23 protein-coding genes and 1 pseudogene are annotated in these 22,575 nt (G+C 68.5%); 10 read left to right on the forward strand and 14 right to left on the reverse strand.

The annotated features are described in order from the left end of the window. Window positions 1-19 precede the first annotated feature (19 nt). On the reverse strand, window positions 20-841 hold the full coding sequence (locus ACLJRM_RS30125; RefSeq protein WP_101608922.1) for an SAM-dependent methyltransferase: 822 nt from the start codon (window positions 839-841) through the stop codon (window positions 20-22). Between the two features lie 156 nt (window positions 842-997). Here ACLJRM_RS30125 and ACLJRM_RS30130 point away from each other — a divergent pair, with 156 nt between their 5' ends. The 3 genes from ACLJRM_RS30130 to ACLJRM_RS30140 all read left to right on the forward strand — a co-directional run bounded on the left by ACLJRM_RS30130 (window position 998) and on the right by ACLJRM_RS30140 (window position 3,925). Continuing rightward, window positions 998-2,323 (forward strand): cytochrome P450, encoded by a 1,326-nt coding sequence (locus ACLJRM_RS30130; RefSeq protein ID WP_410664978.1) that lies wholly within the window; start codon window positions 998-1,000, stop codon window positions 2,321-2,323. A 58-nt stretch (window positions 2,324-2,381) separates the two neighbouring features. After that, window positions 2,382-3,410 (forward strand): alpha/beta hydrolase, encoded by a 1,029-nt coding sequence (locus ACLJRM_RS30135; RefSeq protein WP_410664979.1) that lies wholly within the window; start codon window positions 2,382-2,384, stop codon window positions 3,408-3,410. 242 nt (window positions 3,411-3,652) lie between these two features. Further along, the gene (locus ACLJRM_RS30140) at window positions 3,653-3,925 is read left to right on the forward strand and encodes a hypothetical protein (RefSeq protein ID WP_101608919.1); all 273 of its coding nucleotides are present in this window, start codon (window positions 3,653-3,655) and stop codon (window positions 3,923-3,925) included. A 278-nt stretch (window positions 3,926-4,203) separates the two neighbouring features. On the opposite strand, the gene ACLJRM_RS30145 is transcribed toward ACLJRM_RS30140, so the two are convergent. Continuing rightward, window positions 4,204-4,680, reverse strand: coding sequence for a nuclear transport factor 2 family protein (locus ACLJRM_RS30145; protein ID WP_410664980.1), 477 nt, complete (start codon window positions 4,678-4,680; stop codon window positions 4,204-4,206). Window positions 4,681-4,981: 301 nt separating this feature from the next. On the opposite strand from ACLJRM_RS30145, the gene ACLJRM_RS30150 reads away from it, so the two are divergent. After that, window positions 4,982-5,767 carry a helix-turn-helix domain-containing protein gene (locus ACLJRM_RS30150; protein ID WP_101608917.1) on the forward strand — a complete coding sequence of 262 codons (786 nt, stop codon included), beginning with the start codon at window positions 4,982-4,984 and terminating at the stop codon, window positions 5,765-5,767. A gap of 193 nt (window positions 5,768-5,960) precedes the next feature. Here the strand turns inward: ACLJRM_RS30150 and ACLJRM_RS30155 are convergent, their stop codons facing one another. The 3 genes from ACLJRM_RS30155 to ACLJRM_RS30165 all read right to left on the reverse strand — a co-directional run bounded on the left by ACLJRM_RS30155 (window position 5,961) and on the right by ACLJRM_RS30165 (window position 8,011). Then, a complete protein-coding gene (locus tag ACLJRM_RS30155) occupies window positions 5,961-6,224 on the reverse strand; it encodes a hypothetical protein (RefSeq protein ID WP_410664981.1) in 264 nt (87 codons plus the stop codon). Window positions 6,225-6,363: 139 nt separating this feature from the next. Further along, window positions 6,364-7,596, reverse strand: coding sequence for an RNA polymerase sigma factor (locus ACLJRM_RS30160; RefSeq protein ID WP_410664982.1), 1,233 nt, complete (start codon window positions 7,594-7,596; stop codon window positions 6,364-6,366). Window positions 7,597-7,609: 13 nt separating this feature from the next. Next, window positions 7,610-8,011 carry a YciI family protein gene (locus tag ACLJRM_RS30165; RefSeq protein ID WP_410664983.1) on the reverse strand — a complete coding sequence of 134 codons (402 nt, stop codon included), beginning with the start codon at window positions 8,009-8,011 and terminating at the stop codon, window positions 7,610-7,612. Between the two features lie 477 nt (window positions 8,012-8,488). Here ACLJRM_RS30165 and ACLJRM_RS30170 point away from each other — a divergent pair. Continuing rightward, window positions 8,489-8,707 (forward strand): annotated as a pseudogene (locus tag ACLJRM_RS30170) (IS5/IS1182 family transposase); the annotation flags it as partial. A 417-nt stretch (window positions 8,708-9,124) separates the two neighbouring features. Here ACLJRM_RS30170 and ACLJRM_RS30175 read toward each other — a convergent pair. Beyond that, window positions 9,125-9,514 (reverse strand): cupin, encoded by a 390-nt coding sequence (locus ACLJRM_RS30175; protein ID WP_410664984.1) that lies wholly within the window; start codon window positions 9,512-9,514, stop codon window positions 9,125-9,127. A gap of 78 nt (window positions 9,515-9,592) precedes the next feature. On the opposite strand from ACLJRM_RS30175, the gene ACLJRM_RS30180 reads away from it, so the two are divergent. Together ACLJRM_RS30180 and ACLJRM_RS30185 are read left to right on the forward strand one after the other, a co-directional pair. After that, window positions 9,593-10,165, forward strand: coding sequence for a TetR/AcrR family transcriptional regulator (locus ACLJRM_RS30180; RefSeq protein ID WP_410664985.1), 573 nt, complete (start codon window positions 9,593-9,595; stop codon window positions 10,163-10,165). A gap of 56 nt (window positions 10,166-10,221) precedes the next feature. After that, window positions 10,222-10,842, forward strand: coding sequence for a TMEM175 family protein (locus ACLJRM_RS30185; protein ID WP_410664986.1), 621 nt, complete (start codon window positions 10,222-10,224; stop codon window positions 10,840-10,842). A 5-nt stretch (window positions 10,843-10,847) separates the two neighbouring features. Here ACLJRM_RS30185 and ACLJRM_RS30190 read toward each other — a convergent pair whose 3' ends face one another. Further along, window positions 10,848-11,813, reverse strand: coding sequence for a hypothetical protein (locus ACLJRM_RS30190; protein WP_410664987.1), 966 nt, complete (start codon window positions 11,811-11,813; stop codon window positions 10,848-10,850). Between the two features lie 50 nt (window positions 11,814-11,863). After that, window positions 11,864-12,877 carry a metallophosphoesterase family protein gene (locus tag ACLJRM_RS30195; protein WP_101608909.1) on the reverse strand — a complete coding sequence of 338 codons (1,014 nt, stop codon included), beginning with the start codon at window positions 12,875-12,877 and terminating at the stop codon, window positions 11,864-11,866. A 165-nt stretch (window positions 12,878-13,042) separates the two neighbouring features. On the opposite strand from ACLJRM_RS30195, the gene ACLJRM_RS30200 reads away from it, so the two are divergent. Then, the gene (locus ACLJRM_RS30200; protein WP_410665083.1) at window positions 13,043-13,777 is read left to right on the forward strand and encodes an aminoglycoside phosphotransferase family protein; all 735 of its coding nucleotides are present in this window, start codon (window positions 13,043-13,045) and stop codon (window positions 13,775-13,777) included. Window positions 13,778-13,784: 7 nt separating this feature from the next. Here ACLJRM_RS30200 and ACLJRM_RS30205 read toward each other — a convergent pair whose 3' ends face one another. Genes ACLJRM_RS30205 through ACLJRM_RS30230 form a run of 6 tightly spaced genes read right to left on the reverse strand, consistent with a single transcriptional unit; the run spans window position 13,785 to window position 19,377 of the window. After that, window positions 13,785-15,104: an ABC transporter substrate-binding protein gene (locus ACLJRM_RS30205; protein ID WP_410664988.1), complete on the reverse strand. Its 1,320-nt coding sequence runs from the start codon at window positions 15,102-15,104 to the stop codon at window positions 13,785-13,787. After that, window positions 15,101-16,108 carry a branched-chain amino acid ABC transporter permease gene (locus tag ACLJRM_RS30210; RefSeq protein ID WP_410664989.1) on the reverse strand — a complete coding sequence of 336 codons (1,008 nt, stop codon included), beginning with the start codon at window positions 16,106-16,108 and terminating at the stop codon, window positions 15,101-15,103. Before ACLJRM_RS30210 ends, ACLJRM_RS30205 begins: the two co-directional genes overlap by 4 nt. Before the next feature lies 1 nt (window position 16,109). Continuing rightward, on the reverse strand, window positions 16,110-16,988 hold the full coding sequence (locus ACLJRM_RS30215; RefSeq protein WP_410599280.1) for a branched-chain amino acid ABC transporter permease: 879 nt from the start codon (window positions 16,986-16,988) through the stop codon (window positions 16,110-16,112). 11 nt (window positions 16,989-16,999) lie between these two features. Further along, window positions 17,000-17,704, reverse strand: a complete 705-nt coding sequence (locus tag ACLJRM_RS30220; protein ID WP_101613306.1) for an ABC transporter ATP-binding protein — start codon at window positions 17,702-17,704, stop codon at window positions 17,000-17,002. Further along, window positions 17,691-18,461, reverse strand: a complete 771-nt coding sequence (locus ACLJRM_RS30225; protein WP_410599278.1) for an ABC transporter ATP-binding protein — start codon at window positions 18,459-18,461, stop codon at window positions 17,691-17,693. Before ACLJRM_RS30225 ends, ACLJRM_RS30220 begins: the two co-directional genes overlap by 14 nt. Window positions 18,462-18,519: 58 nt before the next feature. Next, entirely contained in the window at window positions 18,520-19,377 is an 858-nt protein-coding gene (locus ACLJRM_RS30230) for an alpha/beta hydrolase family protein (protein WP_101608904.1), read from the reverse strand. A 140-nt stretch (window positions 19,378-19,517) separates the two neighbouring features. On the opposite strand from ACLJRM_RS30230, the gene ACLJRM_RS30235 reads away from it, so the two are divergent. Further along, entirely contained in the window at window positions 19,518-20,114 is a 597-nt protein-coding gene (locus ACLJRM_RS30235) for a QsdR family transcriptional regulator (RefSeq protein WP_101608903.1), read from the forward strand. A gap of 49 nt (window positions 20,115-20,163) precedes the next feature. Beyond that, window positions 20,164-22,542, forward strand: a complete 2,379-nt coding sequence (locus ACLJRM_RS30240; protein ID WP_410664990.1) for a helix-turn-helix transcriptional regulator — start codon at window positions 20,164-20,166, stop codon at window positions 22,540-22,542. Window positions 22,543-22,575 lie beyond the last annotated feature (33 nt).

Below are 22,575 nucleotides of genomic sequence, written 5' to 3' on the forward strand. Positions count from 1 at the left end.
CGGCGGCCGGAGTCCCGCTTCAGGATTTGCGTGCCATTCCGGCGTAGAGAACCTGGTTCAGTGTCGGGTCCTCGGCGATGTCGCCGGGCCCGGCGGGGCGCCAGGTGCCGCATCCGACCAGACCGGGTTCGAGCAGTTCGAGGTCGCCGAACATGGTGAGCACCTCATCGTAGGGGCGTGGCGTGACCTGGTCGCCGCCCTTTGTCGCGATCCTGAGTGCTTCCCGGACCTGGTAAGGCAGGTAGTCCTCGGTGATGTGGGTGATCGCCAGGTAGCTTTCGGAAGCCATCGCGTCGATGTAGTGGCGCATGAGGCCACCCGGGTCGGATTCGTCCGGGATCCAGTGCAGCATGCACAGGAACAGCATGCCGATCGGCTCGTCGAGATTCAGCTGCCGACGCAGCTGAGGATCGCTGAGGATCCGTGAGGGGTCACGGGCGTCGGCCTTGAGTGCGGTGGCGTGGTCGTTCCCGGCGAGGATCAGTTGGCTGTGCGCGACCGCGACGGGATCGTGGTCCACATACACCACCCGGCATTCCGGGTCGGCGTCCTGTGCGATTTCGTGCACGTTGCCGACGGTCGGCACGCCCGAACCGATGTCGAGGAACTGGCGGACGCCCTGGTCGATCATGAACCGGACAGCCCGTCGGAGGAACGCGCGGTTGAGTCTCGCCACACCCCGGGCGTAGGGCACGACTTGCTCGGCCCGCGTGGCGGCTTCGCGGTCGACGGCGAAGTTGTGGCCGCCGCCCAGCATGTAGTCGTACATCCGGGCGGCACTGGGCACTGTTTCGTCGGTGCCCGGTGGGACCCAGTCCGGAAGTCGCGTCAGTGTCAACACCTCGATCCCATCGCTTTTCCTTGGAGAGCCGTCGAGCTTACTCAGCCCGGCATGTGATCGGTTCGCGGCCGCGTAGTCACCCGATTGAGTGCTGTGAGCTGCCGCCGAATGGCGCTAGCGTGTTCTTTCCCCTTCCGCGTCGGCGATGGAGTCCGGATGCCCGTACCGGTTGCGCCCGGTCGTTGGCCGTTGATCGGACACACTCCTGCGATGTTGCGGCGTCGCTTCGGATTCACGTCGTCGTTGTACGCGCACGGAGACGTGGTGCGGGTCTACCTCGGCCCGATGGAAACGTATTTCCTGACCAGTCCGGAATTGACGCACCAGGTGCTGGTCACCGACGGGAGCAATTTCCGCAAGGGCGCGATGTTCGAGAAGTTCCGCCCGTTCGTCGGCAACGGGCTCGCTCTCTCCGACGGTGTTCTTCACCTGCGGCAGCGCCGGTTGATGCAACCTGCTTTCCACCACACCGCCATCGCGGGGTACGCCGAGATCATGACGAGAGCGGCCGCCGATCTGATCAGACCGTGGAAGCCGGGCGAGGTGCGCAGGGTGGACCACGACATGCAGGCACTCGCGGTCACCACCGTCGGCGAGGCGCTGTTCTCCGCCGAAATGGGCGAAGCCGCGACCGAGGAGGCCCGCAGGTCGATCCCGATCATCCTCAAGTACGGCATGATCCGTCTGCTCTCGCCCGCGTTCGTGGAGAAGCTCCCCGTTCCGGCCAACCGGCGGTTCGACAGGGCCGTCGACCGCATGCGCGCGATCGTGGAGGAGCTCATCGACAACCGGCGTGCCGAGCAGGCCGACCGGAGCGACCTGCTGACCATGCTGCTGCTGGCCAGGGACGCCGACACGGGCGAGGGGATGACCGACGAGCAGGTGCGCGACGAGGTCATCACCCTGCTCACCGCGGGGATCGAGACCAGTGCGCTGGCGCTTTCCTGGCTGTTCCACGAAATCGCCCGCCACCCCGAGGTCGAGCAGAAGCTCCACAACGAGATCGACGAGGTGCTCGGCGGCAGGCAGGCCACCGCCGAGGACGTGCCACGGCTGGTCTACACGCGGCAGGTCGTCAACGAGGTCCTGCGGATGTATCCACTGTGGATCCTCATGCGCCGGGTCACCACGGAAGTCGATCTCGGCGGTGTGCGCCTGTCTCCGGGCACCGAGGTGATCATCAGCCCGCACGCCATGCATTTCGATCCGAGGTTCCACGACCACCCCGATCGTTTCGACCCGGACCGCTGGGCGGGGGAGCGAGCCAAGGATCTGCCCCGCGGGGCCTACATCCCGTTCAGCGCGGGTGCCCACCAATGCATCGGGAATTCCTTCGCCATGACCGAGATCGCGATCGTCGTGGCCACGATCGCCGCGCGATGGCGGCTGGTTCCCGTCCCGGGCAAGCCGGTCCGGGTGAAGTACACGACCACCGCGTACCCGAACCGGCTGCCGATGACGGTCGTCCCGCGCTTCCGATAATCGTCGAAACACATTATTTCAGTGGAGGTTCGTTTTCATGCATTGGCGTCATGGCAGAGTGAAGCGCCGTGCCGGCGCGGCGTTTTCCGCCATCCTGCTGGCCGGGTCACTGCTGACGCCCGCGCAGGCGCAGGCCGATTCGGCGTCCTGCCGGGACGTGGCCATCCCGGTGCGGCTGGCCGGGCTGCTTCCCCAGACCGTGCACGGCAGGCTGTGCGAACCGCCGCAGGGCGCGCGAACCGTTCAGGTCCTGGTCCCCGGCGCCACCTACAACAGTGCGTACTGGGACTCCGCACGCACCCCGGAAACGCATTCTTTCCGGCTCGCGATGAACAAGGCCGGCTACGCCACCTTTGCCATCGACCGGCTCGGTACCGGCGCCAGCTCCAAACCACCCAGCGCACTGCTGACCGCGTTCACCGAAGCCGACGTGGTACACCAGGTGATCCAGGCGATCCGGCACGGCGACCTCGGCTCGCGGTTCGACAAGGTGATTCTCGGCGGACACTCGCTCGGTTCCGCCATCACCGTGCTCGAAGCAGGCACTTACCATGACGTCGACGGCGTGCTGATCACCGGGCTGGCACACCGCATCAATCCCCCCGGCGCGCTGATCGTCCTCGGCTCGTTCATCCCCGTCGCGCTCGACCCGGTGATGTCGCTGCGGGGGCTCGATCCCACCTACCTGACCACCCGGCCAGGCACCAGATACGCGGCATTCCACGCACCCGGACCCGACGTCCCCGGGATGACCGCCTACGACGAGGCCACCAAGGACGTCGTCGCCCCCGGCGAACTGCTCGACGCCGCCGCCCTCGCCACCGTGCTCCCGTACACCAGGCGGATCACCGTGCCGGTGCTGGTCGTACTCGGCGGCGGGGACGTCGGCCTCTGTGGCCCGCTCGCGACCGACTGCACCTCCTCGGCCGGCCTGCGCCAATCCGAGGCGCCGTACTACTCCGCGTCGGCACGGCTGCGGACCTATGTACTGCCCGGCTTCGGCCATTCGATCAACTACGCACCCAACGCACCCGACTACCACCGAGCCGTCTCGCAGTGGGCCGGCACCATGGGACTGCCTCGGTAACAGCGTGCTCAGCCGCGGGCACGCCGACATCCCGCGCGAACCGATTGGCGGTACGACCGGATACCGGTCACACCGAAGGTGCGCTCATCGGCATGAGCGCGCGACATGCGGAATGAGGGAGCGTTCCCGAAAAGTTGGCCCGGTAGCCGCTCATTGTGGGACGCTGGCCATCAGGGTCCGGGTCGCAGCTAGCCGTCCCACCCGCAAGGCGATGGGTTCGTGAACGATCTGCAGGAGGACGCATGCGCGGGCCGGAACGTTCCAGGAACGCTGCCTACCTGGCCCGAAATGATCCGCGGACCTACGTGGCCCATGTGGGCGAGCACTACGCCGAATGGCTACTCAGCCTGGACGAGCCATCGGGCATTACCCGTGAAGGCAAGGCGGCGGTAACCCTCACCGCCGCCGCTGTGGCGTACATGCAGCAACGCCCGTACCTACACGATTGCCACATCAATGCCGCCATCACACAGATTTTCTTCGAAGGTGAGCCGTATCCAGTGAGCCAATGCTGACACTTCGTTGATGTGACCGAGTCAGCCGTGGTCCACGATCACCCGGCGGTAACGATGGTGGATGCTGATCGCGCCTGACGCATTCAGCGGTTTCTCCGCCCCGACACGGGCGATTTCCGGCGCCTTCGATCTCCCGGTTCGACCGGGGCAACGGCAAGGCTGAACACCCGCTCTGCGGCAGAAGAGGATGGTTGCCGGGCCATGTGTGTCGGCGTATCCAGAACCGGCGGTCGTTTGTGCGGACGATTCGACGCCGGAGTGGTCCAAAAGTTTGAAGTTCAGTCCTCGATCGCGTTGACCCGGCCGCTGTAGTCGGCGATTCGATGCCCGGTGAGCCAGGGCCGCGCCGCTCCGGATGTCCACCAGCGTTGCCATAGTGAGGGGTGTTTGAGTATCGTCGGCAGTAGCGGCAAAGGGTCGAAGTAGTTCATCCGCTCGATCGCCTTGCTGCCGCGCAATATGAACCGGTCGATGTTCGGCCATTCGATTAGGTCACGCCCGACGTGAGCGCGCAGCCGGAGTTCGATGAACAGCAGATCCGCGTCGCCGCGCCACCGGTCCACCTGTGCGCGCAGGTCGGGCAAAAAGCACCAGATCCGCCGGAACTCTTCCTGTGCGGCCGCTATCCCCCGTATCGGTGCGGCCAACGGCTGGGTCAACACGACGTCCGGGTGCAAGATCTCTGGTATCCGCTGGGGAGATGGGTCGTTCCAGAAGTCGATGAAGTTTGCGACGAACTGTTCGGACTCTTGCATGTGGATGTCTCTTCCGTGCGTGCTGGTCTTGGTTGTCAGGAATGGTGTTCGAGAAGTCGCAAGAATTATTGTGATGCGACGAGAGATGCGATGAGCCGGAGTCATGCCGCGTCGGCGACGGCCTCATTCCGCCATAGGCAGTCACTACTCGACTTGCCGGAGTACGTGCGAAGTTGTGGCCAGGGCCGGCCATCACGGTCGCCACCGGGCGGATCTCGTCGATGCAGGGCTACGTCGTCAGCCATGCTGTCCTCCACGAAAGCGGCGGTTGCTCCGTCGCACGACGCTTATTCTTGATCACATGACCGCTCCCGCACTTCCACAAACGTGCGCTGCCGTACAGCTGTGGCTTCGGCTCGGGCACGCCGTCTACATTGGCCCCCTGCTGCGCCTCGGCCCCCACTCCTCGGCGATCGCCTGTCTGGGCGTCGGCCTCGACGCGCCCTTCACCGTCCGGGCCGACGGGGTGCCGGACCTGACCGTCCGCAGCTTCCTGTTCCGCGCCAGGGTCCGGCACGAGATCCGCGACGGCGCAGGCAGGATGCTGTTCTGCTACTTCGATCCGACCTCGGCGCGGATGTCCCGATGCCTGGGCGGTATGCGGCGTGCCACCGACGCATTTTGCACCGGCCACCGCCACGAGGCGGACCTGATCGACCTGGCCACCCGCGACGAGGTGGACTTTGAGCAAGTACTGACAGCGGCCAGCATCCCCGTGGTCGGCACCGGCGATGCGCGGATCGCCAGCGCGGCGGCCCGCATCCGGGCCGACCCGGCGCGCCCGCAGCGTGCCGAGGCCGCCGCGCGCGAGGCGGGCCTGTCCAGGTCATACTTCCTGCGGAAGTTCTCCGACCAGACCGGCACCAGCTTCCGACGCTATGTGCAGTGGGCACGGATACTTCGCGTGGCCGAGGCCTTCGCCCACGGCCACGATCTCACCCGCGCTGCCGCCGACGCGGGATTCGCCTCACCATCGCATCTCACCGGCACCTTCCGCGGCATGTTCGGACTCACCCCTACAGCCCTGGCCGCCCTCAACCTCCAACTCCTGCTCCACGAGCACGACAAAACCGACTACGGCCAGTAACGCGCCCACCAGCTGCCAATTGACCGACGTCCGCATCTCGGCAGGAGCGGGCGTCAAGAGAGCCGAACGCACGCTATGCGCCATGAGCGGGCATGCGAATGGGTCCTGTGTCTCCAAGCGATGGCGAGGGCCTACCAGTGCTGCTGCGATGGCAGTCCGCCCCCAGTATCAATACCGTCATGTCCAGAAGTCTTTAGTAGTACTCGCGACCGTAGGCGTCCAGCTCAGGGATAACCCGAATGAGTCGCTGTTCGTCTTCGGCGAGGACGTTCCATCTCCAGTCATCCAGGAGACCTCGCCGTTTCAGCCAGACGGAGACACAACCGGCTGGGTCTGCATCGAGCATCACCATGTCGAAGCCTGCCACGTCGGCACTTCGCCCCCGGCTCGGGAGCGGCGCCTTGTTGTGGGCCTCGAAAAGCGTCGTGACTGTTGCCGGCCGATCCGTGAGATCCAACGACTTCCTCCTCCTGAGAGTTGTCCCGCGATCGCCGTGGCAGGAGCGGTCCGCGCGTGCTCGGCCTCTCACACAGTGACGAACCCGGTGTTGCGAGAGCGTTCGGTGATGTGCGTCAGCTCGGGCACGAGCGACACGTTTAAGTGATGTCGCCGAGGCGGGCCGCACGGGCCCGGAGGTAGCGCTGTTCGGGGAGACTCAGGGTCTTGGCGGCGGCTGACTCATAGGCGGTTCGGGCGGCCTCGGGGTCGTTGGCGCATTCCAGGAGGTGGGCGCGGACCGAGTCCAGGCGGTGGCCTGTGGTCAACTCCGGTGCGAGCGCGTCCAGTTCGGCCAGACCAGCCTTCGGTCCGTGGACCATGGCGATGGCCACGGCACGGTTGAGGCGTTCGACAGGGCTGGGGACAAGGTGGACGAGGACGTCGTAGAGGCCGAGGATCTCGGGCCAGTCGGTGCTGTCGGACGAGTCCGCCTCGTCGTGGACGGCGGCGATCGCCGCCCTCAACTGGTAGGGGCCGGGGCGGCGTTGGGACAGAGCCCAGGTCACCAGGGCCACGCCCTCCTCGATCGCCGCCTTGTCCCACAGCCCGCGGTCCTGCTCGTCGAGGGGGATCAGTTCGCCGCCCGCCCCGGTCCGCGCGGCGCGGCGGGCGTCGGTGAGGAGCATCAGGGCGAGCAGGCCGGTGACCTCACAGTCGCCGGGCAGCAGGCGGTGCACCGTACGGGCCAGCCGGATGGCCTCGCCCGCGAGTTCGGCCCGCTGGAGGGAGGCTCCGGAGGTGGCCGTGTAGCCCTCGTTGAAGATCAGGTAGAGCGTGTGGAGGACGGCGGGCAGCCGCTCCTCCCAGTGATCGGGGCGGCCGAAACGCGTGCTCTTCACCCGCTGCTTGGCCCGGCTGATCCGCTGGGCCATCGTCGCCTCCGGCACCAGATGCGCGCGGGCGATCTCGGCCGTCGTCAGACCGCCGACGGCCCGCAGCGTCAGCGCGATCTGAGCGGGAGGGGGCAGATCCGGATGGCAACAGAGGAAGAGCAGCGTCAGTGTGTCGTCCTCGGAGGGCGCACGATCGGGCCCGGGCGGCGGCGCGGTGAAGGCGTCGCGCGGTGTGAGCGCCGCTGCCTTCTCCTCACGCAGCCGCCGCGCCTGATCACTGCGCAGGGCGTCCGTGAGCCGCCGCGAGGCGACCCTGATCAGCCAGCCCCGCGGATTGTCCGGAACCCCCGACTCGGGCCACTGCCCGGCCGCTGCCAGCAGCGCCTCCTGTACGGCGTCCTCGGCGGCGTCGAAGTGCCCGTACCGGCGCACGAGCGCGCCGAGGACCTGCGGCGCATGCAGGCGCAGCAGGTCCTCGACCTCGCTCGTACGTCTCAAACGTCTCCCCTGCTCACACTTCGCCGAGCGGCCGGATGACGACGGGGTACGTGTTCGTGCCCTCGGGAACGGGGCACTGGGTGACCCGCGCGGCGATCTCCGTGACCCGCTCCAGGCTCTCGCACTCCAGGAGCCAGTAGCCGGCGATCACTTCCTTGGTCTCGCCGTACGGCCCGTCGGTGATCACGGGCTTGCCGTTCGCGCCGGCGCTGACGAGGCGGGTCCTGGCGGGCTCGGCCAGCCCCTGGGCATCGATGAACTCGCCTGTCTCGGCGAGGTCGTTGTTGATCGCCCCCATGTGCTGGAACATCGCCTGCATATCCTCGTCGCTCCAGGCCGGGAGACCGGCGGCGGGCTTGCCCACCTGGGCCTCGTAGTCCGCCTGCGTGCCCTGCACCATCACCAGGTACTTCATGAGTCCACTCCTTCGGCTCGGGCCACCCTTGGTGGGCGGCTCTCACAGGGGATGTCGGAGCCGGCCCGCGCTTCTCTACACGCTCGCGGAAGTTTTCCAGGCTCGCGGGAAGAGCGTCCGGAGTCCCGCTGCTTGGCCCTGTCGACCGCCGGTCCGCGCTCCGTCGTGAGGACGGGCTCCGACTCGGCCTCTTCCGCCTAGTACGCCTGGCACTCAGGGTTCTTGCACGGGCCGGGACGCCACAGGGGCACGAACACGCCCACGGTCTTTGCCGGCGCACGGCCTGCTCGACGGGTGGCCGCAAATGGGACAGACATACCCATCACCGGCCATGTCCTCAGGATATTGCGGTATAGCCCGGGCCGACGGGTGAGCGACGTGCCCGCGTCAGCTGGGCGCAGTTCTTCGATGCGGCGTACGACGACATGTGGCCTGGCCATCGGCGGGCGGCCGGTGATTCCGCAACACCTCGGTGAGACGATCGCCGAGCAGTCGAAGAACTACCGGTACTCCACCAACCACCAGGTCGTCATCGACGCCGACACCCTGCTCGTCGTGCTGGTCGGCAACACCACGGTGATCGCAGACGGAGGCTACCGGGGTACCGGCCTGATCATCCCGCATCGTCGCGAACGTGGTCAGCGCGACCTCCCTGCCTGGAAGGAGGAACACAACCGCTCGCACAAACAGGTCCGCAAGCCACGCAGTGCGCGACTGCGTCCCAAGCGACCCGAAGATCACTTACGGGACAACTCTTAGGCCGACGAAGCAATGGTACGGGCGCGGCGGTTCCGGAACATGTTCCTCGGAGCGACGGACGAACGCGGGTTCGGCCAGGGATGCATCTACCACCCAGGGTTTCGAATACGACTGGCCGGGCGTGATCTGTGGCAAGGCGCTCGTCCGCCGGGACGGCACGTGGCAGGCCGTGCGCGCGAACTCCAAGGACACCGAGGTAGAGAAGGCGGATGAGCTACGTTTCGCGGCGCTGGTCAAGAACACCACAAGGTCTTGCTCACCCGCGGAATGCGCGGGACCACGAAGATCCCGAGACCCAGGAATTCCTGGAAGAGATGACCCGATGAAAAGGGGCCGCCATCGAGGCGGCCCCTTTCACTCGGCTTCGTGGAAGTCGTCCAGCCGGTGCGCTTCCGCCGAGGCTTCCGTGGTGGCGAGCCAGTGCGGATACGTGACGTAGACCAGTTCGGTGTCCTCATCGGCCACGTAGACGACCTCGGTGTCGGCCCGCAGGTAGATGACCTCGCCCGCCCGCGCCGTCACCGAGCCCGACGGACCCTCGACGGTGAAAGCGCCGGAAGTGATGACCAGTGCCTCGTCGTAGGTCACCTTCCACGGGTTCTTCTCGCCTCTCCGGTAGCGCCCGAATCCGACGGACATCGCCGCGCCGCTGTTCTGGTCGACGACATCGGCGAGGAAGATCTGCTGGTCAAGCCGCTGGAACCAGGTCGAAGCGCCGGAGCTGGTGAAGTGTTCGACGGACATTCGCGTCTCCTTAAGTGGAAGTTCCTCCACTTAGTTAACTGGAGAAAGTTCCACTTGTCCACCGGTTAAGCTCGGCGGGTGCTTCCCATCGCAGGATCCGGGCCAGTAGAGCGGGCGGACGCGGCTCGCAACCGGCAGAAGATCGTCCGGGCCGCGGCCAAACTCGTCGCGGCCAAGGGGATCGAAGGACTCGCGCTGGACGAGGTCGCGGTGGAGGCGGGTGTCGGGATCGGCACCGTGTACCGGCGGTTCCCGGACAAGGGCGCGTTGGCGCAGGCGCTCCTGGACGAGAACGAGCGCGAGTTCCAGGAGGCGTTCATCAGCGGGCCGCCGCCGCTCGGTCCCGGTGCGCCGGCGCACCAAAGGCTCAAAGCGTTCCTGAGTGCGTACGTGGACAGGCTCGAAACGCACGGACGGCTGCTGATGGTCGCCGAGACCGAAACCCCGATGGCGAGGTTCGTCACCGGCGCTTACCGGCTTCACCAAAGTCACCTGGTCGCGTTGATCCGCGAGATCGAGCCGGACATCGACGCGCACTTCAGGGCCGATGCGCTTCTCGCACCACTGGCGGCCGCGCAGTACGTCTACCAGCGGCAAAGCATGACGCCGGAGCAGATCAAGGACGGGCTCGAACAACTGCTCGGCAGATGACGGGGCGGGCCGGTTCTCTCGTCGCCGGACGGAGCCGAACCGCTTACGCTCCCCGAATGCCCCAGAACAGGTCTCCCGAACGGCTGGTGTTCTTCACCGACGCCGTCGTCGCGATCGCGATCACCCTGCTGGTCCTGCCGCTTGTGGAGGCCGTTTCGGATGCCGTCTCACAGCACCTCGACCCGGCCGCCCTGATCGGCGAGAACCAGTGGAAGATCTACAGCTTCCTGCTCAGTTTCGCGGTGATCGCCCGGCTCTGGATCGTGCACCACCACGTGTTCGAGCAAGTGAAGGCGTACAGCAAGCCGTTGATGGTGGCGAACTTCGGCTGGGTACTGACGATCGTGGTGCTGCCGTTCCCGACCGAGGTGGCCGCCTCGTACGGCAACGACCGGTTCACCTCGTCGCTCTACATCGGCACGATCCTGGCCGCGTCTCTGTTCCAACTGCTCATGGTGCTGATCATCCGGCGCGACCCGGCTCTGCGCGACGAGGACAGCGAACTGGCCCGGGCGCCGCTGTTCGACACGGCCGTCAACACGGCTTTGCTGGCGGCCGCGTTCATCGTGGCCGCGCTGGTGCCGCACGCGGGGTACTACATGCTTCTGCTCCTGCTGCTTCCCGGGATCATCGCGCGGTTCCGCAAGACCAAGAACGCCGCGGCGGCGGACGCCTAGTCCGGTCAGCCGAGGTGGACGATCGTGACGTCTTCGCCGTCGGTGACGGCGAACCGCCGGTTGGCGTTGTCGACGGCGATTCGCGCGGGGCCGGAGAAGGACTTTCCCCAGACGATCGAGCTCTCCGCGTGGCCTGTGGCGAGCTCGGGCCACTCCGCGAGCAGCTCGCCGCTGTTCCCGTCGTACAGACGCGGGTGTCCGTAGAGGGCCATGATGTCTCCGGCCACGCAGACCAGATCACCCGCGGGGTGGTCGAGTTGCTTGCGCCACAAGAATTCCTTCGTGGTCATCGACCAGCGGGCGAGCATGGTGCCCGCGAGTTCGTCCGGCTCGGTGGGCTGCTCGAGATCCGAGGAGGTGCTGATCGCGACGTCGTCTCCGATGAAGCACGCCCCGCTGATGTCGGGAAGAATCAGTCTTGTCGCCGGGTGATCGTCGTCCGTCGAGTCGAGAACGCCCGGATCGGTCAACGCGCGGCGCAGGTCGAAGGTCATCACGCAGTCGACGGGGTGCCAGGCCCACCCGGCACTGAGGAGATAGCGGCCGCTGGACGAGACGGCCAGCCGCGAGTGGAAGAAATCCGAGGGCTCTCGGCCGTCACCGGCGCCCCAGTGCTCACCGGTGACGGCGTCTTCGATCTCAAGCCTGTTGTACTCGTCCGGACAGTGCACGAGTCCGGTCCGGCCGTCCGGCAACGTGAACAACTCCAAGGGATACCGGTACGCGTCGGCTTGGTAGTCGCTGCGCCCGATCTCGCGGATGACTTCTCCGTCAGCGGTCAGCAACAGGCCGTCCGTGCCGGTGCTCGCCAGCAGGGCGACGACATCGCCGCGCGGTGACACCTTCACCGCGTCGAACCGCTGTCCGTAGTCGCCGGACCTCCGGCTGCCGGACGACCCGTCCACCGGGATGGTCCGCCAGCCGGCGGCGACGTCGTACAGGGTTCCCCCGACCCAGGCAAGAGTCCGCATTCGGTCAGTGTCGCAACCCCGGACACCGTTGTCCTGCGAATATCCGTCCTTCAGAGGCTGTCGCGCAGCGGCACGGTGATCTGCTTGAGCCAGGTTCCGCTGGTGAAGTCGCGCGCTTTGATCACCACGGCCCGGTGGTACACCTCGATCTGGAGGCCCTGGTTGAAGCTGCCGCCGAGCGAGACCTCGCCGCCCTTGCCGTCGTCCACCCAGCCGGTCTGCACGGCGCCGGTGTTGACCACGGTGAAGCCTTCGAGGTTGCCGCTGCCGGGGACGACCCGGCGGGTCACCCAGTCGGACAGGGTGAGGTCCCAGTGGGTGTGCCCGGAGAACAGGAACACGTCGCGGTACTTGCCGAGCACGCCGAGCAGGCGGTCGGCCTGGAGGTAGTCGTTGAGGTAGAGCTTGTTGCGGGTGCCGGACACGGTGTTCGGCAGCGGGTGGTGGGTCAGCACCATCACCGGCTTGCGCCACCGGTCCCAGTACGCCAGCCGCTGTTCCAGCCAGGTGAACTGCTGGTCGCTGAGCCACACCTCGTCCCACAGCTTCGGGTCGTGGTACTTGGCGTAGCGCTCGGTGCCCAGGCACAGCACCGGCACGCCGCCGAACGAGGTCTCCGAGTAGGCCGTGTTGCGCCCGGCGAACTTGTAGAAGCTGCGGAACAGCGATTCCTCGGTGGTGCCGTTGGGCCAGGTTTCCTGCGCGAGGGTGTCCGGGTCCCGCCACTTCGGCACGTAGAACTCGTGGTTGCCGATGGCCCAGGCGACGTTCCTCGGGTGCGGGTGCTTGTTCAGCATCGCCCGCACCTGGGCGTACTCGAAGTCGTAGCCGCGCGGGGTGATGTCGCCCGCCACGCCGAGACCGGCGCCGCGCGGGTTGGTGGCGTTGATGTCGTCCAGGGCCTTGCCGAAATCAACGAGGTCGCCCTGGATGTCGCTGATGATGTTGAATCGCACGGCCGGGCCGAAGGGGTCCCGGGAAGGGGTGGCCTCCGCCGGGGTGCCCAGCACGGTGGTCGCGGCCACCGCGCCACCCGTGGCCAGCATGAACGACCTGCGATCCATCAGAACACCCACATTCGGTTCCACCAGTACCAACGGGGGCAAAGGTAGGACGTCTGAGGTGACCATCGGTGACTTGGCGCCAGCCGGGGGGTGTACGTGAAGAAAATTTCAGGTTTGAGTCGGGAAGGAGGGATTCCCTTGAGCGGCACTCCGGATCTCGGTCCCATGCCCCAGCGCGTCACCGTCGGCGTCGACCAGGTGCGACGGCTGGTCGACGACCAGTTTCCTCAGTGGAGCGCCCTTCCGGTCCGGCCCGTGGACGAGAGCGGCTGGGACAACGTCACCTTCCGCCTCGGCGACACGATGGTGGTGCGCCTGCCGAGCGCGGCCGAGTACGCCTTGGCCGTCGACAAGGAACAGCGGTGGCTTCCGGCGCTCGCTGCCCGGCTGCCGCTGCCCATCCCCGCCCCGCTGGCGAAGGGGCGCCCTGACGACGGCTATCCCTTCTCGTGGTCGATCTACCGATGGCTCCCCGGGGAACCCGCGAGCGCGGGCGGGATTTCCGACCCTGTCCGCTTCGCCCTCGACCTGGCCGGGTTCCTGGCCGCGTTGCGCGGCGTCGATGCCGCCGACTGGGAGACCGCGCTGGGCGCCCCTTGGGACGGAGTGGACGTCTGGTTCCACGGTGACGTCGCACCGGGGAACCTCCTGCTCGACGGCGGGGAACTCGCGGCCGTCATCGACTTCGGGACCTGCGGTGTCGGCGACCCGTCCTGCGACCTGGCCATCGCCTGGACGATGCTGACCGCCGACGGCCGCAAGGTGTTCCGTGAGCGCCTGTCCGTCGACGACGCGGCCTGGGCACGCGGGCGCGGTTGGGCTCTGTGGAAGACATTGATCGCCTGTACCCGGGCCGACGAGGAAGCACGTCGAGTCCTCGACGAGATCTACTCCGGCTGAGACCCGCTCAGTTGCCCGCCTTCGCCTCCGGGATCCCGTTCGCCGGTGGCGCGTCGTTGGCCGCCGAGTCGTCCGCCTCGATGGGGGCTTCGCCGATGTCGGTCACCAGGACCGGTGTCAGATCCTTGCCTGCGCCGCCGTGGAGTTCGACGACCGACATCCCGGAGATGCCCAGGTGGCTGTCACCGGTGTAGCGGAACGGCGCGAGGCCCGGCCCTGCGAACGTCTTCCCGTTCTGCTGGAGCACCTCGACGACACGTTCGCGGGTCAGGTCCCGCCCGGCGGCCTGCAACGCCTGGACGAAGGTGTACGCCTGCGCCATCCCGTAGATGCGGTAGTTGGTCAGGTCGCCGCCCTTGCCGTGTTCGCTCCAGATCTTCCGCCACAGCTTCGTCCACGCGTTGTCCGGAGCGTCGACGCCCGGCAGGTACTCGGTGGTGACGACGCCGTCGATGAGGGACGCGCCGTTGGTCACCTTGCCCTCGGAGAACCGGGCGAGCAGCGAGCCGACCAGGGCCGGATCGGAACCGACGTTGCTGTAGAACCATTTCGGCTTGAAGCCGATCTTCAGCGATGCCAGCTGGGAAAGCGCGGTGTAGGACGGGACGGTGAAGCCCAGCACCAGATCCGCCCCCGCGGCCTTGAGTTTCGCGATCTGCGGCGCGATGTCGGTGTTGCCCGGCGAGTACTTCGCGACCTCCACGATCTGCTTGTCCAGATACCGGCGCGCGCCCTTCTCGCCGTCGCGGCCGAAGTCGTCGTCCTGGACGAACAGGCCCACCTTGGCGCCGGGCAGGTTCTTCCGCACCCAGTCGCCGATGATCTTGCCCTCGATCTCGTAGTCCGGCTGCCAGCCGAAGGTGAAGGGCGCCTTCTTCGGATCGTCGCCCCAGCGCAGCGATCCCGAGGACACGAACAGATCCGGGACCTTCGAGCTGTTGAGGAAATCGACGACGGCGCTGTGCGTCGGCGTGCCGAGGCCGCCGACCATCGCGAAGATCTCTTCCTTGAGCACCAGTTCGTTGGTGACCGCGCTGGTGTTCGTCGGGTTGTAGCCGTCGTCCTTCGCCACGAACTCGATCTTGCGGCCGTTGATCCCGCCGTTCGCGTTCACGTAGTCGTAGTAGGCCTGATGACCGCTCGGGATTTCGCTGTAGCCCGGCGCGGCCACGCCGGTCAGCGGGAAGTGCGCCCCGATCTTGACGGTGGTGTCGGTGACGCCGACGGTCGCCCCCTTTTCTTCGCCCTCGGGTCTGCCTCCCGCGCCGCAGGCGGTGGTGACCGTGACGGCCAGGAAGAGGGCCACGGCCTTGGTCCAGCGTTTCATGAATTTCGCCTCCGGTGAGTGAGTTTCCGCAGCCCGCCGGCCAGGCCGGCCGGTGCGAGCAGCACGATCAGGACGGTGACCAGGCCGTAGATCAACGGCGCCAGATGCGCGGCCTGGACGTCGGACAGGCCGAGATCCGTTCCCACGCCGGTCACCAGCGGCGGCAGGAACGTCAGGAGCGCGGCTCCCGCGAGCGCGCCGGTGAGACTTCCCAGACCGCCGAGCACCACCGCGGAAACCAGCAGCAGCGACAACGTCAGCGCGAACCCGCTCGGCGCCGCCAGCCGTGCCGACAACGCCATCAGCGCCCCGGCGAGCCCCGCGCAGCCCGCGCTGACCACGAAAGCCAGCACCCTCGTGCGGCCGAGGTCGATCCCGGCCAGTCCGGCGGCCACGTCCTCGTCGCGGACCGCCTGCCAGTCGCGGCCGACGCGGCTTCGGGACAGGTTAGCCAGCAGGACGAACACGACGATCACGGCGAGCCAGGAAAGGTAAGCGAGGTAACGGATCCGCGTGAGGTCCTGGCCGGTGACGAAGTACGCGGCGTCCGCCAGCCAGCCGGGGATCTCCGGCATCCGGACGGTCAACCCCTGCTCGCCGCCGAGCGCTTCGCCGAAGAACAACGGGATCCCCGGCACGGCGACGGCGAGCGCGAGCGTCGCGCCCGCGAGGTACGGACCGTGCAGCCGCGCGGCCGCGACGCCCACGAGCGCTCCGACGGCCAGCGTGATCACCATCGCCACCAGGAGGATCACCGGGAGCGGCAAGGCGGACTCGGGTGATTTCAGCAGGAGCGCGGCCGAATACGCGCCGACCGCCATGAGCGCCCCGTGGCCGAGTGACAGTTGCCCGTTCAGTCCAGTGAGGACGGTCAAGCCGCCCGCGGCGATCGCGAAATACGCCATGGTGGTGAACTGAGCGGTGAGGAACGGGCCGGTGTTCTCCAGGACGAGCACGACGACGACCAGTCCGGCGAGGGCGAGCAGCAGAGGTTTGCGCGGCATGTCAGACCCTCCGTTCGCGGACGCTCGCGAACAGACCGCCGGGTTTGAGCAGCAGGACCACCATGAGGATGGCCAGCGCGGCGAGCGGGACCAGTTCGGCGCCGACGTAGCCGCTGACCAGGCTCAAGGACAGGCCGAGCGCGACGCCGCCGACGACCGCGCCGACCGGGCTGTCCAGGCCGCCGAGCACCGCCGCGACGAAGCCGTACACCACCACACCGTCCATATAGGACGGATGAACCAGCCCGCCGCCGGCGATCAGCAGCCCCGACAGCGAACCGGCGAGGGCGGCGAGCGCCCAGCCGAGCGTCAGCATCCGCCCGACCCGCACCCCCAGCAGGCGCGCCACTTCCCGGTCGAAGGCCGCCGCCCGCATCCGCAGGCCCAGATCGGTGCCGCGGAACAGGAGCACGAGCCCGATCAGCACCACGCCGACGGCGGCGATGGTGAACACGCCGAACCCGGTCAGCGCGATCGTCGTGCCACCGACCTCGAAGCCGGTGAGCCCGAACGGCGCCGGGAACGACCGGTACCGCGAGCCGAACACCAGCGCCGCCAGCGCGTGCAGCACGATGAACAACCCGAGGGTGAGGATCACGGCGTTGATCTCGGGTTTGCCGGAGACGAACCGGACCACGAAGCGTTCCACCAGCGCGCCGAGCAGCAGCCCCGAAAACAGGGCGACGGCGAAACCGAGCCAGTACGACCAGCCCGCGTCGATCAGCACCAGCGCGAGGTACGTGGTGATCATCGCCATCGGCGCCTGCGCGAAGTTCACGATCCGCGTCGCCCGCCAGATCAGCACCAGCGCCAGGGCGAACGCGGCATAGACCGCGCCGAGGGTCAGCCCGGTGAGCGCGGTGGTCAGCAGTTGCTGCACGAGGCTCCCTTTCAGAATCCGAGGTAGGCGTGCCGGAGGTCGTCGTCCTCGACCAGTTCGGCCGCGTCCCGCCGGACGACGACTTCGCCGAGGTTGAGCACGACGCCGTGGTCGGCGATGGACAGCGCGCTGCGCGCGTTCTGCTCGACCAGCACGACGGCGAGTCCCTCGTCGCGGACGAGACCGCGCAGCAGGGCGAAGATCTGCGCCACGATCCGCGGCGCGAGCCCGAGCGACGGCTCGTCGAGCAGCAGTACCGTCGGCCGGGACAGCAGCGCGCGGCCGATCACCAGCATCTGCCTTTCCCCGCCGGAAAGGACATGCGCTAGCCCGTTCTTGCGATCGGCGAGTACGGGGAAGAGCTCGTAGATCCGCCGGAGCTGGGAGGCCGTCGCGCGGCTTCCCGATCCGAGCGCGCCGAGCCGCAGGTTCTCCTCGACGGTCAGCTCGGCCAGCACGCCGCGGCCCTCGGGCACCTGCGCGAGACCGAGGGCCGGAAGGTCCTCTGTGGACACTCTGCTCAGGTCGCGGCCCGCGAGCGTGACGCGGCCGCCCGTCGGCCGGACGAGGCCGGAAATGGTGCGCAGCAAGGTGGTCTTGCCCGCGCCGTTCGCGCCGAGTACCGCGGTGATCTCGCCGGGGGAGGCGGACAGGCTCACGGAATCGAGCGCCCGGACGGGGCCGTAGGCCGCCGAAAGGTTCTCAACGGTCAGCACCGGCCACCTCCTCGCCGAGGTAGGCCGCCCGCACCGCCGGGTCCGCGCGGATCTCGTCCGGGGTGCCGCGGGCGATCACCTTGCCGAAGTCCAGTACGACGATCTCGTCGCACACTCCCATCACCAGATCCATGTGGTGCTCCACGAGCATCACCGACATGCGCTCGGTCAAGCCGCGCACCAGCGTGCCGACGTCGGCGATCTCGGCCGCCGACAGCCCACCCGCCGGTTCGTCGAGCAGCAGCAGTTCCGGTTCGCCGACCAGCGCCCGCGCGAGCGCGACCCGTTTGCGGACCGGATAGGGGAGACTCGCGGGATAGCGGTGGGCGACGTCGGCGATGTCGAAGTCTTCGAGGTACGCCATCGCCCGCTCTGTCAGCGCCTTCTCGTCCCGTGTGCGGCCCAGCATCGAGGACCAGAAGCCGGCCTTCGCGTGCTTGCCCGCGCCGACGAGGACGTTGTCCAGCACGGTCATCCGGCCGAAGAGGCCGAGTTCCTGCAGGCTGCGGGCGATCCCGAGGCCCGCGAGATGATGCGGGCGCAGCCGTCGCAGTTCGGTGTCGCGCCAGGTCAGCGCGCCGGTGTCGGGGCGGACGAAACCGCACGCGACGTTGAAGAGCGTGGTCTTGCCCGCCCCGTTCGGGCCGATCACCCCGAGCACCCGGCCCGGCGCGACGGTCAGGGAGACGTCGGACAGCGCGACGAGACCGCCGAAGGTCACCGACACGCCGGACATCTCGAAGGTGGACAGGGTCACGCGGGAACTCCCAACGGGGAAAGGGGTCCCGGCGCGGGTGCGCCGGGACCTGGACGCCTCAGGCGTGCGGGCAGGTGTCCCGGTAGTCGCTGATCGCGCGGTCGTCCGGGGCGGGGCACAGGAACTGCTCGTAGCGGGTGTCGTTGTCCACGAACCGCTTCAGCCACGAGATCGTGTACTTGGCCATGGTCGTGTTCGCCGTGTTCGGGAAGAAGTGGCTCGCGTTGTCCAGTTCCATGTACGCCTTCTCCGCGGAGGCGGGAATGCTGGTGTAGAACGGGATCGAGTGCGAGGCCACCGGCGCGACCGAGTCGGATTCGCCGCCGATGACGAACGTCGGCACCCGCAACGAGGACCACGATTTCTGCGTGTTCCACGGCGCGAGCGGGACGGCGGCCTGCAGCGACGGCCGGTCCTGCGCCGCCTCGAGCGAACCGCCACCGCCCATCGAGTGCCCGGCCACCGCGAGCCGGGAGGTGTCGATGCGGGACCGGACGCTGCTGCGCTGGGTGAGATAGTCGAGCGCGGCGAGCAGCTGGTCACCGCGGCTGCCGGGCTGGTCGTAGATCGTGTTCGTGTCGATGGTGAACACCACGAAGCCCTGCGACGCCAGCCGCGGGCCGATCCACGCGATGCTCGACTGCGTCGCGGTGTAGCCCGGCGAGACGGCGACAGCGCCGAAGGTGCCCTGCGCGGTGCTGGTGGGGTAGTAGATGGTGCCGCCGCCGAAACCGGTGACGGACACGCGCGACACCGACGTCTCCGAGACCGCGAACGAGCCGCGCGAGGCTTCGATGCTGCTTTCCGTCGGGGCCGGTCCTCGTTCGTAGGGGTTTTCGGCGGCGTAGGCCGTCGGCGCGGCAGCGAGTGCCGCGACGGTCGCCAGTCCACAAAGGATCCGGGTCGTACTACGCATGGTGCCGTCTCCGTTCGCCGGTGAACACAGTCCGTGGTGATGGACTGTGGCAAACGGCCGCGACGGACTGCATCGGTGAAATCGCCAGTCTTCGTCCGCGGCGGCGCTCCCGGTCATGGACGCCCGTACGATCGGCGATCGTGAATCCCTCAGCCGAGGACATAGTCCGCACCGCGGCGCGGTGGATCGATCGCGGCGTCCGCGTCGACACCTCAGCCTTCGCCCAGGAACTGGGCATTTCCCGCAGCACCCTGTTCCGCCGCGTCGGCAACCGGGAGGACCTGCTCGGTGATGCCCTCTACTACCTGTCCGAGCGCACCCTGACGGCCGCCATGCGCACCTGGGAGCGCGATGAGGGCGACGTGGTGCGCAACGCGGCCGGTGAACTGCGCTGTCTCGCGATCATGCGCGAGTACCGATCCGTGCTCGCGGCGAGCGCCGGGTTCCGCCGGTTCCTCGACGACGAGCCCGTGCTGGCGATCCGGCTGCTCACCGACCCGGACGGCCGCGTCCAGCCGAGGGTGATCGCGGCGCACGTCGAGCTTCTGCGCCGCGATGTCGACGACGGTGGGTTCGCGCCCGCTGTCGGCCTCGACAGCCTCTGTTACGCGATCGTCCGGCTGGGGGAGGCGTTCCTGTACTCGGACGTCCTCGCGTCACGGACGCCGGATCTCGACGCGGCTTCGACGCTGCTCGGAGCACTCGTGGAAGGACGGGTGCCGAGCAGGACCTTGTGAAACACTTGCGCCTGGTGTTTCATCGAAAGGGATTTTCGAGGAGGCGCCGATGCCTGTCCGGGACGTCGTGTACCCGCTGCGGGGCAGGGACGACCTCTTCGGCGGGCTGCGCTCGATCGCCGGGCGCGCCGTCCTGGTCCGCGGGTCGGAGGGGCTCGGCAAGTCGGCGCTGCTCACCGCGCTGCGGGCCACCCTCGGTGTCCGCCTCGTCGGCGTGCGGGGCCTGCGGGCCGAACGTTCGTTGCCCTACGGCGCGCTGCATCGGATGTTCGGCGCTCCCGTTTCCAGTGGTGCGGAGGCGCGTGATCGGCTCACCACCCTTCCGTCACCGGCGATCTGCTGGGTCGACGACGCGCACTGGATCGACCCGGAATCCCTGGCGGCGTTGGGTTTCGCGGCCCGGCGGCTGGACGGGGTCCCGGTCGGGATGGTGCTCGCTTCGCGATCCGGATCCGACGAGTTCGACTCCGTCGAGCTGACGCCGTTGACCGACACCGCCGCCTGCCAGCTGTTGCGCGATCGCGGCGTGCCCGCCGGGGTACGTCCGCAGCTGGTCGAACTGGGCGGGGGGAACCCGGCCGATCTGGTCGCGCTGGCGGCCTCGCTGACGCCCGCGCAGGCGGCCGGGCGGGAGCCGGTGTCGCCGGTTCTCCAGGAGCGTTTGCCCCGCTACGCGGCCGAGCTCGACGCGATGCGGTTCGACGAGCGAGTCCGGTTTCTCGTCACCTGTATGGACATTTCCGCGAGGAAGGCGACGTGGTACGCGGCGGCGTCACCGGCGGACCGCCGGGCGGCGCACACGCGGCTGGCCTCCGCCGAGGAGGGCCCGGACGCTCTCTGGCACCGGGCGATGGCGACAGCCGGGCCGTCCGCGCCGCTCGCCGACGCGCTCGCCGCCGCCCCCGCGGTGGATCACGCGGCCTCGGCGCGGCACCTCGAACGCGCCGCCGCGCTGACCGCCGATCCGGCCGCGCGGGCGACCCGGCTGCTGGCCGCGGCGGACGCGGCCTGGCAGGCGGGCAGGCCGGGGTGGGCACGGCTGCTGCTGTCCAGGGTGGACGCCCGGCCGGGCGCGGTGGCGTTGCTGCACGGCGAAATCGAACTGCGCGACGGCGATCCCGCGGTCGCCACCCACGAACTCGGCACGGCGGCGGAGCTGATGGCCGATCCCGCGGCCGCGCTCCTGCTGGCCGGTGAGGCACGCAGGCTCGGCGGCGATCTGAGCGGTTACCGGGCGCTGGCGCGGACCGTCCCCGCCGGGGACGGCCTGGTCTTCGCGCACTTCCGCGGTCTGACCTCGGTGTACGCCGGACGTCACGACGACGCCGACCTGCCGCTGGAGGACGCCGTCCGCAGGGGGATGTCCGGCACTGACGTCGCCGGAGCCGTTTGGGCCGCCGAAGCCGCTTTCGCCCGCGGGCACGCCGAAAGGGCGCACGAGTACTCGGCCGCCGCCGTGAGCCGCGCGCGGCTCGGCAGGCGGCACGCGGAACTGCCGTGGGCGTTGATCTACCTGTCGCTCTCGGCCATCGCGCTCGACCGGATCCCGTGTGCGCGGGCGGCGTCCCGTGAAGGTCTGCGCGCGCCCCACAACCTGCGGATGGAACATCTGACGCTGCTGGGGCTGGCCGCCGCGCTGCTCGGCGACCGCGTCCCGGAACTGGACGAGGCGACCGACGGCATCGCCGAACGCGGTCTCGGCAGGCCCGCCGCCGTCGCCGCGTGGGCGCACGCCTGCCTGGACCTGGCCGAAGACCGGCCGGACGACGCCTTGAGCAGGCTCGAAGATCTCGCTTCCGGCGTTTCCGGCGATCAGCCGGTGATCCGCGTGCTTGCCACCCCGCAACTCGTCGAAGCGGCGGTGCTTTCCGGGCGGCCCGAGCGCGCGCGGACCGCGCTGGAGGTGTTCGACCGCTGGACCCTGGCCGGCGCGGAACCCTGCTGGCTCGCGCTGAGCCACCGGTGTCACGCGCTGACCGCGCCGGATCCGGAGGCGGCGGAACGGCACTTCCGGCTGGCCGTCGAGGCGCACCGGCGCGCGGGTGGCGCGGTGGAACTCGCCAGGACCCGGTTCGCCTACGCCACCCTGCTGCGACGGCACCGGCGGAGCCGGGACGCCCGAGACCAGTTCCGCGATGCCTTGCGCGGCTTCGAAAACGTCGGCGCGACCCGGTTCGCCGAGCGCGCCCGAGCCGGGCTGCGGGCGACCGGCGAGACCGTCGCCGCGCCGCACCGCTCGCTCGCCGGGCTCACTCCGCAGCAGGACGCCATCACGCGGCTCGTGGCGGCGGGGGAGACGAACAAGGAGATCGCGCGGCGGCTGGTGATCAGCCACCGGACCGTGGATCACCACCTGCGGAACATCTTCACGGCCCTGGGTGTCCGGTCGCGCGTGGAACTCGCGCGCCGAGTGGCCGCCGGGGAATGAGGTTTGCCCCTTCGCGCATTTAGTCCTCTAGTT

The sequence above is a fragment of the Amycolatopsis sp. lyj-84 genome (assembly GCF_046549075.1).
GTDB lineage: Bacteria > Actinomycetota > Actinomycetes > Mycobacteriales > Pseudonocardiaceae > Amycolatopsis.

Coding starts and splice junctions, on each gene's coding strand:
- ACLJRM_RS30130 (WP_410664978.1), top strand. CDS start 998: ATGCCCGTACCGGTTGCGCCCGGTCGTTGGCCGTTGATCGGACACACT.
- ACLJRM_RS30140 (WP_101608919.1), top strand. CDS start 3,653: ATGCGCGGGCCGGAACGTTCCAGGAACGCTGCCTACCTGGCCCGAAAT.
- ACLJRM_RS30145 (WP_410664980.1), bottom strand. CDS start 4,680: ATGCAAGAGTCCGAACAGTTCGTCGCAAACTTCATCGACTTCTGGAAC.
- ACLJRM_RS30150 (WP_101608917.1), top strand. CDS start 4,982: ATGACCGCTCCCGCACTTCCACAAACGTGCGCTGCCGTACAGCTGTGG.
- ACLJRM_RS30165 (WP_410664983.1), bottom strand. CDS start 8,011: ATGAAGTACCTGGTGATGGTGCAGGGCACGCAGGCGGACTACGAGGCC.
- ACLJRM_RS30175 (WP_410664984.1), bottom strand. CDS start 9,514: ATGTCCGTCGAACACTTCACCAGCTCCGGCGCTTCGACCTGGTTCCAG.
- ACLJRM_RS30185 (WP_410664986.1), top strand. CDS start 10,222: ATGCCCCAGAACAGGTCTCCCGAACGGCTGGTGTTCTTCACCGACGCC.
- ACLJRM_RS30190 (WP_410664987.1), bottom strand. CDS start 11,813: ATGCGGACTCTTGCCTGGGTCGGGGGAACCCTGTACGACGTCGCCGCC.
- ACLJRM_RS30195 (WP_101608909.1), bottom strand. CDS start 12,877: ATGGATCGCAGGTCGTTCATGCTGGCCACGGGTGGCGCGGTGGCCGCG.
- ACLJRM_RS30200 (WP_410665083.1), top strand. CDS start 13,043: ATGCCCCAGCGCGTCACCGTCGGCGTCGACCAGGTGCGACGGCTGGTC.
- ACLJRM_RS30205 (WP_410664988.1), bottom strand. CDS start 15,104: ATGAAACGCTGGACCAAGGCCGTGGCCCTCTTCCTGGCCGTCACGGTC.
- ACLJRM_RS30210 (WP_410664989.1), bottom strand. CDS start 16,108: ATGCCGCGCAAACCTCTGCTGCTCGCCCTCGCCGGACTGGTCGTCGTC.
- ACLJRM_RS30230 (WP_101608904.1), bottom strand. CDS start 19,377: ATGCGTAGTACGACCCGGATCCTTTGTGGACTGGCGACCGTCGCGGCA.
- ACLJRM_RS30240 (WP_410664990.1), top strand. CDS start 20,164: ATGCCTGTCCGGGACGTCGTGTACCCGCTGCGGGGCAGGGACGACCTC.